The 17863-nt window shown below is 64.6% G+C and carries 13 protein-coding genes; 9 read left to right on the forward strand and 4 right to left on the reverse strand.

The features are described from left to right. The first annotated feature begins 38 nt into the window (after nt 1-38). From KIO74_RS01985 to KIO74_RS01995, 3 genes are read left to right on the forward strand one after another with little or no spacing between them, the layout of a single operon-like run. The gene (locus KIO74_RS01985; RefSeq protein ID WP_249731120.1) at nt 39-743 is read left to right on the forward strand and encodes an ABC transporter ATP-binding protein; all 705 of its coding nucleotides are present in this window, start codon (nt 39-41) and stop codon (nt 741-743) included. A gap of 6 nt (nt 744-749) precedes the next feature. Continuing rightward, nucleotides 750-1865, forward strand: coding sequence for an MlaD family protein (locus KIO74_RS01990; protein ID WP_213330033.1), 1116 nt, complete (start codon nt 750-752; stop codon nt 1863-1865). A 41-nt stretch (nt 1866-1906) separates the two neighbouring features. Continuing rightward, a complete protein-coding gene (locus KIO74_RS01995; protein ID WP_249730827.1) occupies nt 1907-2530 on the forward strand; it encodes an ABC-type transport auxiliary lipoprotein family protein in 624 nt (207 codons plus the stop codon). A 457-nt stretch (nt 2531-2987) separates the two neighbouring features. Here KIO74_RS01995 and KIO74_RS02000 read toward each other — a convergent pair whose 3' ends face one another. Then, nucleotides 2988-10001, reverse strand: a complete 7014-nt coding sequence (locus KIO74_RS02000) for an apolipoprotein A-IV repeat region-like domain-containing protein (protein WP_213330035.1) — start codon at nt 9999-10001, stop codon at nt 2988-2990. A 323-nt stretch (nt 10002-10324) separates the two neighbouring features. Here KIO74_RS02000 and KIO74_RS02005 point away from each other — a divergent pair, with 323 nt between their 5' ends. The 3 genes from KIO74_RS02005 to KIO74_RS02015 all read left to right on the forward strand — a co-directional run bounded on the left by KIO74_RS02005 (nt 10325) and on the right by KIO74_RS02015 (nt 11689). Then, nucleotides 10325-10699 (forward strand): Hpt domain-containing protein, encoded by a 375-nt coding sequence (locus tag KIO74_RS02005; protein ID WP_213330038.1) that lies wholly within the window; start codon nt 10325-10327, stop codon nt 10697-10699. 49 nt (nt 10700-10748) lie between these two features. Beyond that, nucleotides 10749-11069 (forward strand): 2Fe-2S iron-sulfur cluster-binding protein, encoded by a 321-nt coding sequence (locus KIO74_RS02010; protein ID WP_213330040.1) that lies wholly within the window; start codon nt 10749-10751, stop codon nt 11067-11069. Between the two features lie 194 nt (nt 11070-11263). Then, a complete protein-coding gene (locus tag KIO74_RS02015) occupies nt 11264-11689 on the forward strand; it encodes a universal stress protein (RefSeq protein WP_213330042.1) in 426 nt (141 codons plus the stop codon). A 90-nt stretch (nt 11690-11779) separates the two neighbouring features. Here KIO74_RS02015 and KIO74_RS02020 read toward each other — a convergent pair whose 3' ends face one another. Continuing rightward, a complete protein-coding gene (locus KIO74_RS02020; RefSeq protein WP_213330044.1) occupies nt 11780-12349 on the reverse strand; it encodes a Spy/CpxP family protein refolding chaperone in 570 nt (189 codons plus the stop codon). Nucleotides 12350-12777: 428 nt separating this feature from the next. Between KIO74_RS02020 and msrQ the strand changes: the two genes are divergently transcribed. Further along, nucleotides 12778-13665 carry a protein-methionine-sulfoxide reductase heme-binding subunit MsrQ gene (gene msrQ, locus KIO74_RS02025; protein ID WP_213330046.1) on the forward strand — a complete coding sequence of 296 codons (888 nt, stop codon included), beginning with the start codon at nt 12778-12780 and terminating at the stop codon, nt 13663-13665. Between the two features lie 132 nt (nt 13666-13797). Here the strand turns inward: msrQ and KIO74_RS02030 are convergent, their stop codons facing one another. Both KIO74_RS02030 and KIO74_RS02035 read right to left on the reverse strand, forming a co-directional pair. Then, nucleotides 13798-14178: a hypothetical protein gene (locus KIO74_RS02030; protein WP_213330048.1), complete on the reverse strand. Its 381-nt coding sequence runs from the start codon at nt 14176-14178 to the stop codon at nt 13798-13800. 180 nt (nt 14179-14358) lie between these two features. Then, nucleotides 14359-15678, reverse strand: a complete 1320-nt coding sequence (locus tag KIO74_RS02035) for a cystathionine gamma-synthase family protein (protein ID WP_213330050.1) — start codon at nt 15676-15678, stop codon at nt 14359-14361. 173 nt (nt 15679-15851) lie between these two features. Between KIO74_RS02035 and KIO74_RS02040 the strand changes: the two genes are divergently transcribed. Continuing rightward, complete coding sequence (locus KIO74_RS02040) at nt 15852-16388, forward strand: SixA phosphatase family protein (protein WP_213330052.1); 537 nt, start codon at nt 15852-15854, stop codon at nt 16386-16388. A gap of 27 nt (nt 16389-16415) precedes the next feature. Next, complete coding sequence (locus KIO74_RS02045) at nt 16416-17861, forward strand: YcjX family GTP-binding protein (RefSeq protein ID WP_213330054.1); 1446 nt, start codon at nt 16416-16418, stop codon at nt 17859-17861. The last annotated feature ends 2 nt before the right edge of the window (nt 17862-17863 follow it).

Raw genomic sequence — 17863 nt, forward strand, 5'->3', positions numbered from 1 at the left:
TCCGCGACCTGGAGGTCGGCTTTGGCGAGAAGACCATCATGAAGGGCCTGGACCTCGATGTGTATCGCGGCGAGATTCTTGGGTTCGTTGGCGCCTCGGGTATGGGCAAGTCCGTGTTGACCCGCACCATCCTCGGGTTGGTTCGCAAGCGCCACGGGACCATCGAGGTTTTCGGCGAGAATCTCGATGAACTCAGCGATGATTCACGTCGCGCTGTGGAGAGGCGATGGGGGGTTCTCTTCCAGCAAGGGGCCCTCTTCTCGGCTCTGACCGTCAAGCAGAACATCCAGGTGCCGATGCGGGAATATCTCAACATGTCGGAACGCTTGCTGGATGAGCTGGCCATGCTGAAGATCGAGATGGTCGGCCTGAAGCCTGATGCCGCGGATAAATACCCGTCCGACCTTTCCGGCGGCATGATCAAACGTGCAGCCTTGGCGCGCGCTCTGGCGCTCGATCCAGAGATCGTCTTCCTCGACGAACCGACCTCCGGTCTCGATCCGATCGGCGCGGGCGAGTTCGATGATTTGATCGCGACCTTGCAGAAGACGCTGGGCTTGACCGTCTTCATGGTAACCCACGACCTCGACAGTCTTCATTCGGTATGCGACAGGATTGCAGCACTGGGCGAAGGACGTATCATCGCTCAAGGGTCAATCGAGGCTATGCTGGCATCTGACAATGCCTGGGTGAAGGCATATTTCCATGGCAAGAGAGCGCGCGCAGTGATGGGTGATAGTTAGCAAGCCATGGAAACACGTGCCAACTACGCTCTGATCGGTCTCTTTACGCTTGCTGTCGTCACAGGCGCGTTCCTGTTCGTTTACTGGTTCGCGGCGTTGGGCAGCGGCGGTACGCGGGAATCCTATCGGGTGGTCTTCACAGGTTCCGTGTCCGGCCTTTCTCGTGGCGCCTCGGTGCTTTTCAACGGCCTCAGGGTTGGTGAAGTGCGCAGCATCAGCCTGCTGCCGGAAGATCCACGCCATGTGGTCGCCATCGTCGACGTCGATTCCGGCATCCCGATCAATTCCGATACCAAGGCACGCCTTGAATACCAGGGTTTGACGGGGGTTGCCTCCATCCAGATGACGGGTGGAGATCCCAAGGCGCCGCCGTTGGTGGCGTCCGCCGGCCAGCCCATGCCGACGATCTACGCCGACCGGTCGGACTTCCAGGATCTCCTGGAAACCGCCCAGCGGCTGGCTCGGCGCGCTGATGACGTGCTGAACAAGATCGACAGCGTCGTGGGCGATGCGCAAACGCCAATCGCCAACACGGTCCGCAATGTCGAGAAGTTCTCCCAGGCCCTTGGCGACAATTCCGACAGCGTCAACCAGCTTCTGTCGAGCGCCGGAGAAACGGCGAAGAGCCTGTCGGGACTGTCGACCAGTCTCGAGGCGGCGATCAAGGCTGTCGATACGAGGAAGATCTCCGATATCGTCAACAACGTCGACCGGTTCACCGCCGCTCTAGGCGACAACGCCGGCGATGTACAGACGATCCTGCGCAACGTAAATTCGCTGACTGCCAAGCTGGACCGCGCGGCCGACCAGGTCGAAGGCGTGCTGAAATCGGCGCAGGGACTGCTGAGTTCTCCCGACGGCAAGGGCGCGTTTGACCAGGTCGCCGAGGCCGCGCGGGCCATCCGCACACTCGCCACCAACCTCGACGCGCGAACAGCCGAGATCACCGCGGGCATCAAGCGCTTTACCGGCCCTGGCCTCGGTAACGTCGAGGCTTTGACGGGCGATGCGCGCCGCACGCTCAACGACCTCAATCGCACCCTGCAGAGTGTGCAGCGGAATCCCCAGCAGTTCATCTTCGGCGCCAAGCCGAATTTGCCAGCCTATAGCGGCCCGCGCTGATGGGCCGCTTCCCTTCACTACACCAGCGCTCTGGAGACGTTATGATGGGTTCTGCGAGCGAGCCGCGCGGCGGCAGTACCCGGGGTCGGTCCGTGGACAGGCGCGGCTGGTCCTTCCGAGCCTTGTCGTTGATGGTGACCCTCGGTTTGAGCGCCTGCGCCTCGCCGCCGCCGCCAACCTTTGATCTCACCGCGCCGAGCAGTGGTTTGAGCGCGCGTGGTGGACGCCAGCTCGCCGTGACCGAGCCGGTCGCGCTCGAGACGCTCAACAGTCAGCAGATCGTCGTCCACGACAAGGCGGGGGCCGTCTCAAGCCTGACCGGTGCCCAGTGGAGCGACAGGTTGCCGGCCCTCGTGCAGACCCGGCTGATCGAGACCTTCGCGAATGCCGGACAGTTACGCCGGGTGGGGCGGCCGGGAGATGGCACCATCGCCGCCTTCCAGCTGGCGACGGAGTTGCGCCAGTTCTACATCACGGCTGGCACTGGCGAGGCTGTCGTACAGATCGCCGCGCGCGTCATCGATGCCGCGACAGGGCAGGTGATATCCGCCCGGATCTTCACCGCCAAGGTACCGACCACTGGCACCTTGTCCGGCCCGGCGGGCGCGGCGGCGCTGAACGAGGCGCTGGGTGTCGTCCTCAGGGATATCGTGCGCTGGGCCTGATCCGGCCCGCGCGCTCTTCGCGCTCCTGAAATCTCGCGGCCTGAGGGCTCATCGGTAAGCAGGCGTGCGCGCGCCTTCCGGACGCGCCTCTCGATCGGGCGCGCGATCCGTCAGCGTGCGTCCCATAACGCCCCTCGCGGCGTACCCGGTCCCGCTCCGGGCCTCCTATTCTGATTCCGGAAATACGGGTATCCCGCTGATCGCGGATTCTTTTTCGGATCGGTCGCGCGGCCTTGGGCCTTCGCCGAAGGCGGTTTGGGGCCTTCGCCGGAGAGGATGCCCGCCTGCGTGAAACGGGATCGGAGGAAGGCCCGGCTCCAAGGTCTTCAGAAATTGATTCAACGAAAGCCGCGAAATCCCGAGGTACAGCGTGCTCGTGGGCGGCGCTGCGCAGCATCTGAATCAAAAGCGGGCCCGATCCTGTTGATCGGGCCCGCTTTTTTACGTCGTCATCGTATCAGTCGAAACGTCCGGTGGCATGGGCGAGCATCGTATAGACCTTGCCGGTCTCCGAGGTCAGGTAGGTCTTGGTCATGACCGAATCCCTGTCCTTGCGTGACACCTCGGCGAGCAGCCTCTCGAATTCCTCGATATAGCGGTTCACCGTATCCCTGAACTCCGGGTCACGACGATATTTCCGCCGGATCTCCTCGAAGGTCTGCTGGCCCTGTAGCGTGTACAACCGGCGGGTGAACACGTTGCGTTCGCCACGCTTGTACCGTTCCCAGAGCTCGAGTGCCGCGTCGTGGTCGATCATCCGCGCGATATCGACCGAGATCGAGTCCAGAAGCTCGATTGTATGCCGGGGGGAGCGCTCACCCCGTTCCTGTGGCGCAGGAGGCGGGGCTTCCACGAGCTTGGCGGCGAGGTCCGTGCCCTTGGAGGCATCCTTCGGCGTGGCGTCATCGCGTGAGGCCCGCACAAGGAGATCGGACAGCCAGCCCCGGGCGCCCGTCTGGTTGGTATCGCGCCCCGGGGCAGGCGCCGGTGTCGGAGCGGGAACGTCTTCCCGACGGCTCGGAACGAGGCGCGCGGCCGCGTCCGTGAAGCTATCGGCAACGGCTGCCGCCGGGGAACGTGTCTGTGCGGACGGCGGCCCGCTCGGGCGTGGCGTCGGGCCTTCGGCCGAAGGGGGAGGGCTGCGGCGGGCGGGCGCTTCCATGCGTGGGCTGACGTCCCCGCGCTGGCTCGTCCGCGGCTCGGCGACGTCAAGGGACCGGCCCTGACGGGACACAATATCGGTCAATTCGTTGAGCGCCTTGATCTGATCGGCCACCACGCGTCGCATCGCGGTGGCGCTTTCCTGCGTCTCTCGCGGAAGCTCGACCATGCCGCGCTGAAGCTCCCGGCGCGTTGCCTCGAGCTCCTGGCGGATCTCGCCGGACACGGACCGCATGTCATCCGCGATGCCGTGGAAGCGCTCGGTCGCCTTGCCGAGGCCTTCGCCCATCTCCTTCAGAACCTGCTCGTAGGCCTTGCGCAGCGCCGCGGCGGTCTGCTCCCGCTCGTGATCGGTCGTTGCACGGATCTGGTTGAACTGCTCGGTGATCGCTTGCGTCGTCGACTCGGCGTTGCTGGACAGGAGCGTGCCGATCTGGCGCGCCTTCTTCTGCGCGTCTTCCAGGGAATCGGCCAGCAGAGCATTGAAGGAGCCGGTGATCTGCTCGATATCGCCAGTGCGTTCCGCCACGGCGCCGAGCAGGTTCTCCAGCGTCGCGCGGCGCTTTTCGAGGGCGGCGCCGAGGCGCGTTTCTACGCTGTCCAATGTCGAGGCTGCGGTCGCCAGCGCCTGGACGTGGTCCGTCGTGAGCTGGGCGACGGATTGGCCCTGGCTGGCGAGCTGCTGGGCGAGCGTGTTGGCGGTCTGGACAGATCCGCTCGACACTTCGCGCAAAGCCTCCACCTGCGCGCCCACCTCGCTTGAGGCACGCTGCGCCTCCTGGGTCACGGTGTTGAGCACGGTCTCAAGCTCGCGCACGCGGTGGCCGAGGCCTTCCTCGACGCTTGTGAGATTGGTGCTGGCACCGGCGGTGAGCTGCTGCAGCAGCTGGTTGGCCTCCGACAAGCGGCCGAGCACGCCGGACAGCTCGCCGCGCAGGCGGTCGTTGGTCGCGACCAGCGCCTCGATGGACTGGCTCGTACCCGCGTCGATCGCTTGGCGCAGGCCTTCGCTCGACGCGGCGAAGAGTTCGGTCATGTGTTCGCTGCGCTCGCGAACGGCATCGGCCACGGACAGGCCTCGCGCCTCGAGCGTGCGGACAACGGCCTCGCCGATGGAGGCCAGCTCGCGGGCGATCGCCTCGCCCTGGTCGCCAAGGCTGGCAACGAGGTTGGTGCCCCTCTCGCCGAACAGCGATGACAGTTCCGCCATGCGATTGCCGAGGCTCGAGTCGATGGCCTCGGACCGCAGCGTCAGCTCTTCGCTGAGGCGGCGACCCCGCTCGTCCAGGGTGGTCGAGACAGAATCCAGGCGATCGACGACACGTTCCTCGAAGCGCGCGACGCGCTGGTCGAGCGTGGAGGCGATCTCCAGGGCACGGCCGCCGAGCGTCTGGTTGATCTCCTCCGCCTTGCGCGAGAGGATTTCGGTGAGGGCTTCGCTCTTGCCGGAGACCATGCTGCCGATCTCGTCGGCCTTGACCTGCAAGGCATGAGTCACGTCGCGTCCGCCCTCGGCGAGGACGCGGGCGATGCCGCTGGTATGGCGGATCAGCGCCTCGCTCAGGGCATTGGCGCGCGCTCCGAGACCCTCGTCGATGCCGGTGATGAGCGTGTCGAGGTTCTTCGCGATCTCGCCGCTCTTCGCGGCTGAACGCTGCTCGATCGCCGCGATCTGCTGCTCCATGACCTCGGCTGCGGTGCGGCTGCGCTCGACAAGCGCATTTCCGAGTTCCTCGCCATGGGTCGCGAACAGGTCGCGCACGGCGGTGAGCTGCGCTTCCACCACCTCGGTGAAGCGGCCGGTGTCGTTCGCGATGCGGTCCACGAGCGTGCTGCCGTGGATGACGACGGTCTCCTGCAGCGTGCCGATGTGGTTGGTCAGCGTCGTGTCGAGCTTCTGGCCCTGTGTCTCCATGAGCTCCTGCAGGCTGCCGATACGCATCCCTAAGGTCGCGATGAGCTCCTGCCCACCGGTATTGACGAGGTTCTCGAAGCTCGCGAGGCGTGAGGCAAGGGCAAAGTCGAGCGAGCGCGAGCGCGTGTCGACCACGTCCTCGAAACCCGCAATGCGCTCGCCAATGACCGTGTCGAGCTGTCGCCCGCCCGAAACCACGCTGTCGGTAAAGGCCGCGAGCCTGTTCTCGAGCGTCGAATTGAGACGATTGTTGCCGCTTTCCAGGCTGGTTTCCAGCACGGTCAGCCGGTCGTCGAGCGCGGCGGTCAGGCGGCCGGCGCCACTCTCGACCGTCGTCTCGAGGGCCGACAGACGCGCGTCGAGCGCCGTCGTGATGCGTCCCGTGCCGCTCTCCACCGTGGTCTCGAAGGCGGAAAGGCGCTGCTGGAGCTGCTGGAGCAGCTGGCCGCCACCGTTCTTGACGCTGCTGTCGAACGCCGCAAGCCGCGCCTCGACCGTTGTCGCGAGGTGTTCGCCGCCATCCGCCAGGGTCTTGGCGAAAGCCGCGATGCGCTCGTCGAGTGCGGTCGCGAGCCCGCTGCTTCCGTCCTTGATGCTCCCGTCGAAAGCCGAGAGACGCTCGTCCAGCGTGGACGCAAGGTGGGAGCTGCCTGCCTCGATCCCCTCGATGAAGGTCGAGATCCGTTCGTCGATGGTGCTGGTAAGTGCGCCGCTGCCGTCCTTGATGTGGCTGCTCAGCACAGCCAGGCGCTCGTCAAACGTGTTGGCGAGCTTTTCGCTGCCGTCGCTGAGTGTGGCGCCAAAGCCGGCCAGCCTTGTATCGAGCGTCGTCGCGAGCTGGTTGTTCCCGGTCTCGACGAGGTCGCCGAAGGCTTGCAGCCGGCCGTCCAGCGCCGCGGCTAGCTTGTCGCCGCCGCCGTGGATGGTGGTGCTGAACGCCGCGAGGCGTCCGTCAAGCGCTTCCGCCAAGCGGCCGGTGCCATCCTCGATGCGGGTGTTGAAGGTCGCGAGCCGGTCGTCGAGCGTGGTCGTGAGCTTTTCGCTGCCTTCCTCAACCCGATTGCCGAACGCCGCCAGCCGGCTGTCGAGAGCGGCGGCAAGCTTTTCGCTGCCCTGATCGACCGAGCTGTCCAGCGCGGCGAGCCTCTCGTCCAGGGTCAAGGCGAGCTTGCTGCTGCCGCCCTCGATTCGGTTGCTGAAAACCGTCAACCTGTCGTCGAGCGTTGCAACGAGGCGCGTGCTGCCCTTGCCGATGGTGTCGCCGAAGACAGCGAGGCGCATATCGAGGGTGTCGGCGAGGCGGGTTGCGCCGTCCTCGACATGGCTGTTGAACGTGGCAAGCCTGCCATCGAGGGTCTCGACCAGGCGAGTGCTGCCATCGCCGATCGCATTTCCGAAGACGGACAGACGCGTGTCGAGGGTGTCTGCGAGGCGGGTTGCGCCGTCCTCGATATGGCTGTTGAACGTTGCCAGCCTGCCATCGAGGGCCTCGACCAGACGGGTACTGCCATCGCCGATCGCGTTCCCGAAGACGGCCAAGCGCGTGTCGAGCGCGTCCGCGAGGCGGTTTGCCCCGTCGTCGATACGGCTGTTGAAGGTGCTGAGCCGTGTGTCGATGGCTGTCGCAAGCTGGTGGCTGCCAGTGTCGATGGCCGCGTTGAACGACGCGAGACGTCCATCGAGCGTCGCGGCGAGCTGTTCGCTCGTCCCGTTGATGCGGTCGCCAAATGTCGACAGATGGTCGTGCAGGGTGGCGGCGAGCTGTCCGCTTCCCGAGCTTATGCCGGCATTGAGCGCGGCAAGGCGCTCATCGAGGGTTGCGGCAAGCTGGCTCCCGCCCTCGTTGACGCTGGCGTTGAGCGCAGCCAGGCGTCCGTCGAGGGTCGCGGCGAGGCGCGCGCCACCTTCGTTGATGCCGCCGTTGAGGGCTGCCAGGCGTTCGTCCAGGGCGTTGGCGAGCTGCTTGCTGCCTTCGTCGAGGCGCAGGCCAAAGGCGGATAGCCGCTCGTCCAGCGAGGCCGTGATCTGCTGGCCGCCGGTGTTGACGCTCGTGTTGAAGGCGTTCAGGCGGCCGTCGAGCGTCGCGGACAGGTGTTGCGTGCCGGCCTGAACGCTCTTGATGAAGGTGGTGATGCGTCCGTCCAGAGTGGTGGAGAGATGCTGTCCACCTTCCGCGATGCTGGCCTTCAGCGTGTCGATGCGGCCCGCCAGTGTCTGGGCCAGCTGCTCGCCGCCGCTGTGCAGGGCGTTCGACAGGGCCGTCAGCTGTTCTTCGATTGTGGACGCCAACTGGCCGCTGCCGTCCTGAATGCCGGACTGGAACGCCGCGAGCCGCCCGTCGAGAGCCGCGGTGAGGTTGCCGCCTCCGGTCGCGATGCTGGCCTCGAAGGCCGCGAGCCTGCCCTCCAGGGAAGACGCGAGCTTGCCGCCGCCGGCCTCGATGCTTTCCTCGAAGGCCGCGAGGCGCTGCAGCAGGGTCTCGTCCAGGTTACGGCTGCGCTCGTTGATCGTGCGTGCCAAAGTCTCCGCATTGCGGGCAAGAGTGTCGTTGACACGCGAGCCCTGCGCCGCCACGGCCAGCACGATTTCATTGCCGGTGCCGCTGAGCAGTTCCTGCGCTTCCGTCGTCTGGTTGGTGATGGCGGTTTTGAATTCGGCCGTCCGGTTCTGGAAATCGTCCGCGAAACGCTTTGCGCTGGCTTCGAAGGCACCCTGGGCGCCGTTTGCCTGCTCGCCGATCAGTTTGGCGACCCGGTCGCCCGTGACCGACAGTGTCTCTTCAAGCGTGCGGCCGTTCGTCTCGATGGTTTCGTGGATACGATCGCCGGTGGAGGCGAGGCGATCGGCGAGAGTGCCGCCGCGCTCGACGATGGTTTCGGTGACGCCGCGACCGACCTCCTCGATGCGCTCCGTCACCTCCGTGCCGCGGAGCACGATAGTGCTCGCGACCTTCTGGCCGGCGACCGAGATGGTCTCGTTGAGCTCGCTGCCCTGCTGGGAAATGGTCGTCGCGACGCCCGCGCCGACTTCCTCGATACGGCGGCTGACTTCCGCGCCCCGCTCGCCGAGGGTCGTGCCGAGCGCCTCGCCCGTGGTCCGCAGTGTCTCGTTCACCTCGCCCGCCTTGCGGGCGATGCTGTCGGCGATCTCGGATCCGGTCGCGGCGATCTTGCGCGTCACCTCGACGGAGCTCTCCTGGAGGCCGGCGTTGAGCTTGTGCCCGGTCTGCTCGATGGTCTGCGAGATCTCCAGGCCCTTCTTGTCGAGAAGCGCGGTGACCTCGTTGCTCGCGGTGGCGAGGCGCACGTTGACGCTCTCCGCCGTGGCGCTGAGGCGATCGACAAGGCCCGTCCCACGGCTTTGCATCTCGTTCAGCATGCGGTCGCTGATCTGGTCCAGCGTCTGGGCCATCTGCTCGCCCTTGAAGCCGAGTGATTCGGCTGCCTTCGTGCCCGCCGAGGTCACGGCCTCCACGAGATTGCGGCCGGCCACCTCGAGTTCCTGGGTGAGGTTTTCATGGGCACCCGTGATCGAACCCCGCACGCGGTCGGCATTCGCGACGATGGCCTCACGCTGGGCGACCAACTCGTCGATCAGGGTGCGGATCCGGATCTCATTGCCCTGGTAGGCGCGCTCGAGAGTCGAAATCTCGCTGCGGACGAGCGTCTCCAGCTCGCCGGCACGGGCGAGTGCACGCTCGACGCCGTCGCCGATGGCGGCGACCTCACGGCGAACCGCCTGCGACAAATTGACCACTGCCTCCGAGGCCAAGGTTTCCGGCTGGGCGAGACGGACGGCGACCCCTGTCATGGCACGCGCTACATGGCGCATTTCCTGCGTGCGCAGGCTCAGGATGGCCAGCACGAAGAATAGAAGCACCGGGCCTATCAGCAACACGCCCATCAGACCCCAGTCAGTCGGGGCGAGGGTTGTGAGAACGCTCTGCACACCATTGGCGGTGATGCCATAGCGTGCGTTGAGGAACGCGCCCATGGCAATGAGCCAGCACAGCGATGCCAGGGCCGCGAACCAGAGGGGTTCCCGTGAAGGCTTCTGCTGCAAGGTCTGGAGCAAGGCGCCGACGGACTGGCGGTCATCGTTGGCGACGCGGGAGGGATCCGGCGCGATAACGGCTGCGGGGCGGGGGGGATCAATATGGTTCGGCCCGGGGCGTGCCGGTTCGGCGGGCGCGGCGTCCCGGCGCTTGCTCGCGAACATGTCGTCATCCCGCGTGTCGGGTAGCCGCGTGTCCTTCGGATCCTTGAGGTCCTTGGAATCGGCGGTTTTCGCCTGGGAGCTCGGCGCCTGCATGTCCGCTACGTTCAGCGTCAACGCCTGTTCAAGCGCCGACAAAGCTTCCTGCGTCGGATCAACGAGTTTATTTTCTTTGGCCATGTCGCCGCCTCGCATCGCCCCCAATCTCACGCGGCGATCAGGGTGCCTCCTCCCCGATCTTACTGACTGTCGCCGCCGCTATCGGCAAACATTCAGCAAATACCGCTGTTTACCATGAGAGCTTAACCCCCCGACGCCGCAATTGAAACCCGAGGCAAGAGGCAATTGAGAGTTTCGTTAACGGCTTTTTTACCCTTTTTGGCGCTCTCGATCCATGCCGCTGTCGGTCGTCGTCGAGCTTGCGAAGAATGTTGATGGAGCGGCGATAGCGCTGCATGGTGCCCCAGTCCGTGTGCAATATCTGCATGAACAATGAGCGTGTTATGAGTGAGCGATTCGGAGAGGGCCCCCCGGCCAAAGATGCTGTGGATATTGACGAGGCCTACCTGGATCAACAGACAGGGGGCGATCGCGAGCTCGCGTGCGAGATCATCGGCCTCTATCGCGATCAACTCCGCCAGCAGTATGCCGTCATCACAGGGCAGGGCGAGCTGCGCGCACGCTCCGACGCCGCCCACACCCTCAAAGGCTCTTCGCGCGCCATCGGAGCGTGGAAGGTGGCGGCCATCGTCCAGGATATAGAAGGCGCTCTGACCGAGCCCGCGACGCTGGAGCTCGAGATGCTCTTCCGGCGGTTCGATGCGGCCATCACCGCCGCGGACGCCGTGATGCAAGATATCCTGGCCCGCCCGACATGATCTGGCGGTCGTCGATTGCTCGTTGTCTTCAAGTGCCGAAGGACAGATTATGACAGCCGTGACTTTCGTGGATGCCGCCGGAACGGCGAGGACCGTCGAGGCCAATGTTGGCTCCACGGTGATGGAGACGGCCATCCACAACGGGGTGCCCGGCATCGATGCCGAATGCGGTGGAGCCTGCGCCTGCGCGACATGCCACGTCTATGTCGAGGACGCCTGGTGGGATCGGGTCGGCCCTCCCGAAGGCATGGAGGAGGACATGCTCGACTTCGCGTCCGATGTGCAGCCAACGTCGCGCCTGTCGTGTCAGATCAGGATCACGCCCGATCTCGACGGCCTCGTCGTCCACACGCCTCCCCGCCAGGGATGAAGAGCGCTTACCACGATCCGGCTTCCATGTTGCCGATCGCGTGCGTCTGTCGGATATCTTCAGCCATCGGGTCGCGGTGCTGATATCGGTTTTTGCAAAGACAATTTCGTGCCCTGGTGTTCCCAGGGAAAGGGGTGACGGTCAATAGTCCAGGCCATGGAGCCGCGGCCGGGTCACAGTGACGGAGGCAATGGATGTACAAGAATATTCTGGTGCCGATCGACATTTCCGATGCCGGTTTCTCGCGCCATTCCATCGACAAGGCGGTGGCCTTCGCCAGTGCGACGGCGGGCTCGATACGCCTTGTCTATGTCAGGTCGATCCTGCCCGTGACCTTCATGGAATTCGTTCCGCCGGACTTCGACACGGAACAGCAGGAGACCGCTGAGACTGATCTTGCGGCGCTCGCAAAGTCGATCGTGGCGCCGGAAATATCGGTTAGCCACGTGGTGCGCCTCGGCTCGATCTACAATGAAGTCCTCCAGGAGGCCGAGGACATGAAGGCGGACCTCATCATTGTGGGCTCACACAAGCCGGCGATGTCGACCTATTTGCTCGGATCAAACGCCGCGACCATCGTTCGCCACGCCACGTGTTCGGTGCTGGTGGTGCGGGAGTAAGCACCTGCTCAACCAAGCATGGTCCGCGGCCAGCGGGCGCGGAGAATGGATCGAAGCGCCGAGGCGCTTCGATCCCTTTTGATCGCCGCGTCAGCCGCGATGATGAGGACCACGCTCGGGGCCGCCTCGACGGGGCCCGCCGTGCTGATCCATCATATCGCGCGCCATCACGTCGAAGCGCCGCTTCTGTCCGGCATCCAGGCTCTCGTAGAGCGGCGCGGCCGCGTCGGCCAGGGTCTGCATCGTCTTGGCGCGCTCTTCCATCATCGTGGCCCCGCGGCGGAGGCGCTCGATCATGTCCGGGCGCTCCTTCTTGCCGCGCTCCTCGCGCGCTTCGCGCCATTTGGCCATCCGCTCGCCGCGCTGCTTGGCGACATCCCGCACCGCGGTCTCCAGCGCTGGCCAGGATTTTTCCTGATCAGCCGTCAGCTTCAACCCGGCCTTGAAGCCCGCGAGGCGTGCATCGAGCAACGCTCCGCGATCTTCCGCCGATAGCCGCATGGGGCTGCGCGTGTGGTCCCGTGTCTGGCGGGTTTCCTGCTGAGGGGCTGCCCCCTGGGAGGCGCCTGGCGCGTTGGCGGACTGCGCATAGCTTGCCGAGAGGGCGCCAGAACCGGCGACGGTCAGTGCGGCAAGGGCGGCGATCATTGTCTTCTTCATATCAATGTCTCCTTCGAGCGAAGGAAAGATTGTGATGTAATCTGCTGATTTTCAAATTAAATTTCGGTAAGTCAACGTCACAATGCTGCCACGAAAATTAAAAATTTGTATATTTCCCCTTTTTTACTTTAATAAAATTATGTATATCGAAGTAATATTTGTTGCAAATTGCGTATTTTATGTTTCATTGTGTTTCGTGGTGTTTCAAATGTCGTTATGCGCGTAAATTTCAGTTCGAGAATTCTCGTCACGGTGATGTGTCTGCTTTCCTTGCTTGAGGCACTTGAACTCCAAATGCAGATATTGCCAATCTCATCCCATCCGCGGGGTGGTTTGTCCCCTCGTGGGCTTGGCAAGATCTGTCGCGGCCATTCGCGCGCCAGAGGATCGACGAGGATAACGCCATTCGCTCGTCCAACGCCCTGTTGATGCCGCGTGCGGCAAAGCTGCCCTGGTGCGACCGCGCGGGCCGGCTTTCGCCGCTCAAGCTCGTCACCTTCCTTTGTGTGCTCGCGCCCGGGATATGGATTGCCTGGTCGTGGGCGATGGGGTGGTATGCTCCCAAGCCTGTAACCGAGGCCATTCATCAGACCGGCTTGTGGGCGGTCCGCCTGATCCTCGCATCGCTCGCCGTGACGCCGCTGCGCCGGATCGGCAATTGGCCGAAGCTCATTCTTGTAAGGCGCATGCTGGGCGTAGCCGCCTTCGCCTATGTGGCGATCCATTTCGCGCTCTATTGCCTGGATCAGGGTTTCGATCTCGGCCGGGTGGCAAGTGAGATCGTCCTACGAATCTATCTCACCATTGGTTTTGTCGCTCTCTTCGGGTTGGCGGTTCTCGCCGCCACCTCGACCGACGCGATGATCCGGAGACTGGGGCGCCGTTGGCAGACGCTGCATCGTGCCGTCTATGTGATAACGCCGCTTGCGCTCGTCCATTTCTATCTGCAGTCCAAGATCGATGTCACGGAGGCCGTGCTGATGACCGGCCTGTTCGGATTGGCTTTCGCCTATCGGCTGATGCATCGCTTCGCCATACCCCTCAAGGCGCTGCAGCTGGTGGGGGCAGCCATCGTAACGGGCGGGCTCACCGCGATCGTCGAGACCATCTGGTATGCGGCGACGACCGGGGCGCCCTGGCAGTTCGTGCTGGAAGCCAATCTTGATGTGGAGACAACGATCCGTCCCGCGTGGTGGGTGATGGCGGTGGGCCTCGGCATCGCGCTGATCGCCGTCGTGCGCCTGCCGCAGGGGGGCAAGCCCAGAAGAGCCGCACCTCTTCCCGTCAGGGCTGAGGAGGGAGCGACCTCGTCCTGATCAAGAACAGTCTCCAGCCTGTTGCGCCATGACGGTCGGACGATAAAAAAAGCAGGCACGAAGCCTGCTTTTCCTTGATGCGCAAGAGCGGAGATGCGCAAGAGCGGACTCGGCCAGAGGCCGGCGGTGCCCTCAGTACCAGAAGGGATCGCCCCAGGGGCCGAAGTCGAAGGCCGTCTGCTGGTTGATCTCGGCCGTCATCTGTTGCTGGTCGGCGAGGTTCTGCTGGAAGGCCATCTGGCGATAGGCCTGGTAGTTGGCCTGGGTTCCGTAATAGAGGCAGCGGCAGATCGTCGGGTCGGCGTAGAAATAGACGACCTGGTTGTTCTTGTTCTGCGCGAAGAACTTATGCGGTGGGAATTTCTTGAGAGCCGCAATCTTGTCGGGAGTGTCCGCCAGCCGTACGTTGAAGCCGGCAGCGGTCATCATGTTTTCCTTGTCCTGCACGGCAGTCACGCAGGCGCCCAGCATCAGGGCAATGCCCGTCAACACCGCAATCGAAGCTCGTTTCACGGTTACGTCTCCCTCGTTACGCATTGCTTCGCGGCCAAGCTCGACGGCTAGCGCCTGCAGAGGCTCGTCCCCGATCGGCGAGCATCCTGCCAGCCGCGTGCAACTTATGGCGTAATTCCGCTGCGAATGCAGCAAAGAATAGTCGCTATCTGGCCATTATTTGCGAGGCCTTCGCGGTTTCTATCCTTGTTCTAATGTGGCGAGCGCCTGGGCAATATCCGTGACGAGATCATCGGCGTGCTCGATACCGATCGACATGCGAATGGTCGCGTCAGAGATGCCGATACGTTCCCGAAGCTCCCGTGGCACACCCGAATGCACGGTCGTTGCCGGGTGGCAGACGAGCGACTCCGTGCCACCGAGGCTGACCGCGAGCTTGACGATCCGGAGCGCGTTGAGGAAGCGGAAGGCTTCATCCTGGCCGCCGGCGATGTCGAAAGCGAAGGTCGTCCCCGCCGCCGAGCATTGCCTGAGATAGACGTCGCGCTCCGGGCTGCCTTCGGCGAAAAAGGCAGGATAGTAGACGCGGCTGATCCGGGGGTGATCGGCCAGAAAACGGGTCACGGCTTCCGCGTTGCGGCAGGCGGCGGTCATGCGCAGCGACAGCGTCTCCAGGGACCGGCCGATCATCCAGGCGGAATGGGGATCAAGCTGGTTGCCGATCGCTCCACGCAAGAGCTTGATGGGCTTCACGGTTTCGCGCCCGCTGACGACCGCGCCGGCGACGAGGTCGGAATGGCCGCCCACATATTTCGTCAGCGAATAGATCACCAGATCCACGCCATGGGCGAGCGGCTTCTGGAACAGGGGGCCGAGCAGGGTGTTGTCGCAGACGATAAGAGGGCGGGAGCCCTGTCTCTCGGCGATCGTGTCGGCGGCACGGGTAATGAGTTTGAAATCGACCAGGGTATTGAGCGGGTTGGAAGGGGTTTCGACGAAGATCACGCTGATCTTGCCGCCCACCTCCGTTTCCGCTTGTTCGCAGGCAGCCAGGGCGTCCACTGTCGCCGCCGCGACGGCATCAGGCGAGACCCCGTCATTAAAGCCGACCGCGCCAATCCCGAAGGTGCTCAGAGTGCGGGCGATCAGCGTCTCGGTGCCGCCGTAAAGCGGCTGCGAATGCAGGATGACATCGCCTGGGCGCATCACCGCAAGAAGGGTGGTAGCGATGGCGGCCATGCCACTGGAAAAAATGGCGCAGCTTTCCGCCTCCTCGAAGATCGCCAGGCGGTCCTCGACGATTTCACTGTTGGGATGGTTGAAGCGGGAATAGACGAGGCCGCCTGTCGCGCCCTCCGGCGGCATCCGGCGTCCGGCCGTGTAGTCGAAGAAGTCGCGACCGTCCTCGGCGGTTTTGAAGACGAAGGTCGAGGTCAGGAAAACCGGCGGCTTCACCGCCCCTTCCGAAAGGGAGGGATCATAGCCGTAGCCGAGCATCAGTGTTTCGGGATGGAGCTTCTGGTTGCCGAGGCGGTCCTTGTGATAGTCCGACGCGCTCATGAGCTGATCCTCCAATCATCGGCATCTCCATGCCGACACCCGTTCAATGTATGACGTAACAAAGGGTTGCGCATGGCAGTTCCTGCCCGTTCGCGCGGCGACACGCTCACCGGTCTGGTCCGGCGTGCCGCGAGGATCTTTTCGCGCGCAGCAATCCGCCGTAACGTGCCGCGATGCGCCGGCTCATCCTCCTGCGCCACGCCAAGTCCGACTGGCCTGATGGCGTGGCTGATCACGACCGACCCCTCGCTACGCGGGGCCGCAAGGCCGCGCCGCTGATGGCCGACTACATGGCCGCGGAGAAGCTTATTCCGGACCTCGCCCTCGTGTCCTCCGCCAGGCGGACACAGGGCACCTGGGCCTTGGTGGCGCCGGTTCTCGCCAGCGGCGCGCACATCAGCGCCATCCCCATGAAGACCGAGCCGCGAATCTACGAGGCGCGGGTCGAGATCCTGCTGACGGTCTTGCGCGGGATAACGGATGACGTGAAGACGCTTCTCGTCGTCGGCCACAACCCCGGGATGGCGGAGCTCACGCTGCTGTTGTCCGGCGGCGGCGACAGCCAGCAGATCACCGAGCTGCAGCGCAAATTCCCGACAGCCGCGCTGTCGGTCATCGATTTTCCCGGGCGCTGGGCGGAGCTTGCGCCGTTCAAGGGGCGCCTCGATCGTTTTGTCACGCCTAAAAGCCTTGGCGGTGAGGATGACTGATCGTTCCGCATTACCTATCTCTATGCCGTGAGCACACCATCCTTCCTCGACGGCACCGTCGACGCCATTCGCAACCTTGGCCATTACGCCGCCGCCACCGTTTCTCCACGGCTGCGGCTGGGTGTGACGGGCCTGTCACGCTCGGGCAAGACGGTCTTCACGACGGCCCTTGTCCATCATCTCCTGGCCTCCGTCGCCATGCCGGTCTTTCGCGCCTCCGCCGAGGGCCGCATCCGCAAGGCGCGGCTTGACGACCAGCCCGACGACACGGTGCCGCGCTTTCCCTTCGAGGAACACATGGCCTCGCTCGCCGAGCCGGAACGGCGCTGGCCGGAATCGACGCGAAGGATCGCCGAGCTGCGCGTCAGCATCGATTATGAGCGGGCCGCCGGATGGCGCAGCGGCCCCGCGACGCTCGCCCTCGACATCGTCGACTATCCCGGCGAATGGCTGCTCGATCTCGCGCTCCTCGACAAGAGCTTCGCCGAATGGTCGCGCGAGACGGTGGCCGGAAGCCGCAGGCCCGAGCGCGCCGGTATCGCCGGCGCCTGGCATCAGGCGCTCAAGCGCGATCCGGCGGGCGCGGTCGGCGAAGCCGACATTGCCCTTATCGCGGGGACATTCACAGATTATCTGAAGGCGCTGCGTGCAGGCCCCGAGGCCGTCGCGACGACGCCGCCGGGCCGCTTCCTGATGCCGGGCGATCTCGCCGGCTCGCCGGCCCTGACCTTCGCGCCGCTCGATCTGCCGCCTGGCTTCGTCACGCCGCCGCGCAGCCTCGCGAGCCAGATGGAACGCCGCTACGAGGCCTACAAGGCGCAGGTCGTGCGGCCGTTCTTCCGCGAGCATTTCGCCCGGCTCGACCGTCAGATCGTGCTCGTCGACGTGCTCGCCTCGCTCGATGCGGGCCCCGCCGCGCTCGCCGAACTGGAGACCGCGCTCGATCAGGTGCTGCTCGCATTTCGCGCGGGCCGTAACAGCTTTTTGTCGAGCATCTTTTCGCCACGCATCGACAAGGTGCTGTTCGCCGCCACCAAGGCGGACCATCTGCACCGGGCCGATCACCAGCGGCTGGAAGCCATTCTCAAGTTGCTCGTCGACCGTTCGATGCGCCGCACACAAGGCGCGGGGGGGACGGTCGGCACGGTGGCACTCGCCGCGATCCGCGCGACGCGGGAGGCGACCGTCCGCGAGGATGGGGAGAACCTGGCGGCCATCGTCGGCACGCCGGCAGCCGGAGAGGAGATCGACGGCCAGATTTTCGACGGTGAGACAGAGGCCGCGATCTTTCCCGGCGAGCTTCCCGATAATCCCGAGACGGTTTTTTCAGGCGGCTTTCCGCCTGGCGCCCTGCGCTTCCCGCGCTTCCGGCCGCCGCGCCGGGCGCGCGATCATGGCGGGCGCCTCGCGCCGCTGCCCCATATCCGGCTTGATCGTGCGCTGGAATTCCTGCTGGGCGACAGGCTGGCCTGATG

Source organism: Chelatococcus sp. HY11, from assembly GCF_018398335.1.
Classification (GTDB): Bacteria; Pseudomonadota; Alphaproteobacteria; order Rhizobiales; family Beijerinckiaceae; genus Chelatococcus.

Bases quoted from the DNA above. Each gene is read 5' to 3' on its own strand.
- KIO74_RS01985 (WP_249731120.1), top strand. From the start codon at position 39: ATGAAGGGCCTGGACCTCGATGTGTATCGCGGCGAGATTCTTGGGTTC.
- KIO74_RS01990 (WP_213330033.1), top strand. From the start codon at position 750: ATGGAAACACGTGCCAACTACGCTCTGATCGGTCTCTTTACGCTTGCT.
- KIO74_RS01995 (WP_249730827.1), top strand. From the start codon at position 1,907: ATGATGGGTTCTGCGAGCGAGCCGCGCGGCGGCAGTACCCGGGGTCGG.
- KIO74_RS02000 (WP_213330035.1), bottom strand. From the start codon at position 10,001: ATGGCCAAAGAAAATAAACTCGTTGATCCGACGCAGGAAGCTTTGTCG.
- KIO74_RS02005 (WP_213330038.1), top strand. From the start codon at position 10,325: ATGAGTGAGCGATTCGGAGAGGGCCCCCCGGCCAAAGATGCTGTGGAT.
- KIO74_RS02010 (WP_213330040.1), top strand. From the start codon at position 10,749: ATGACAGCCGTGACTTTCGTGGATGCCGCCGGAACGGCGAGGACCGTC.
- KIO74_RS02015 (WP_213330042.1), top strand. From the start codon at position 11,264: ATGTACAAGAATATTCTGGTGCCGATCGACATTTCCGATGCCGGTTTC.
- KIO74_RS02020 (WP_213330044.1), bottom strand. From the start codon at position 12,349: ATGAAGAAGACAATGATCGCCGCCCTTGCCGCACTGACCGTCGCCGGT.
- msrQ (WP_213330046.1), top strand. From the start codon at position 12,778: ATGCCGCGTGCGGCAAAGCTGCCCTGGTGCGACCGCGCGGGCCGGCTT.
- KIO74_RS02035 (WP_213330050.1), bottom strand. From the start codon at position 15,678: ATGAGCGCGTCGGACTATCACAAGGACCGCCTCGGCAACCAGAAGCTC.
- KIO74_RS02040 (WP_213330052.1), top strand. From the start codon at position 15,852: ATGCGCCGGCTCATCCTCCTGCGCCACGCCAAGTCCGACTGGCCTGAT.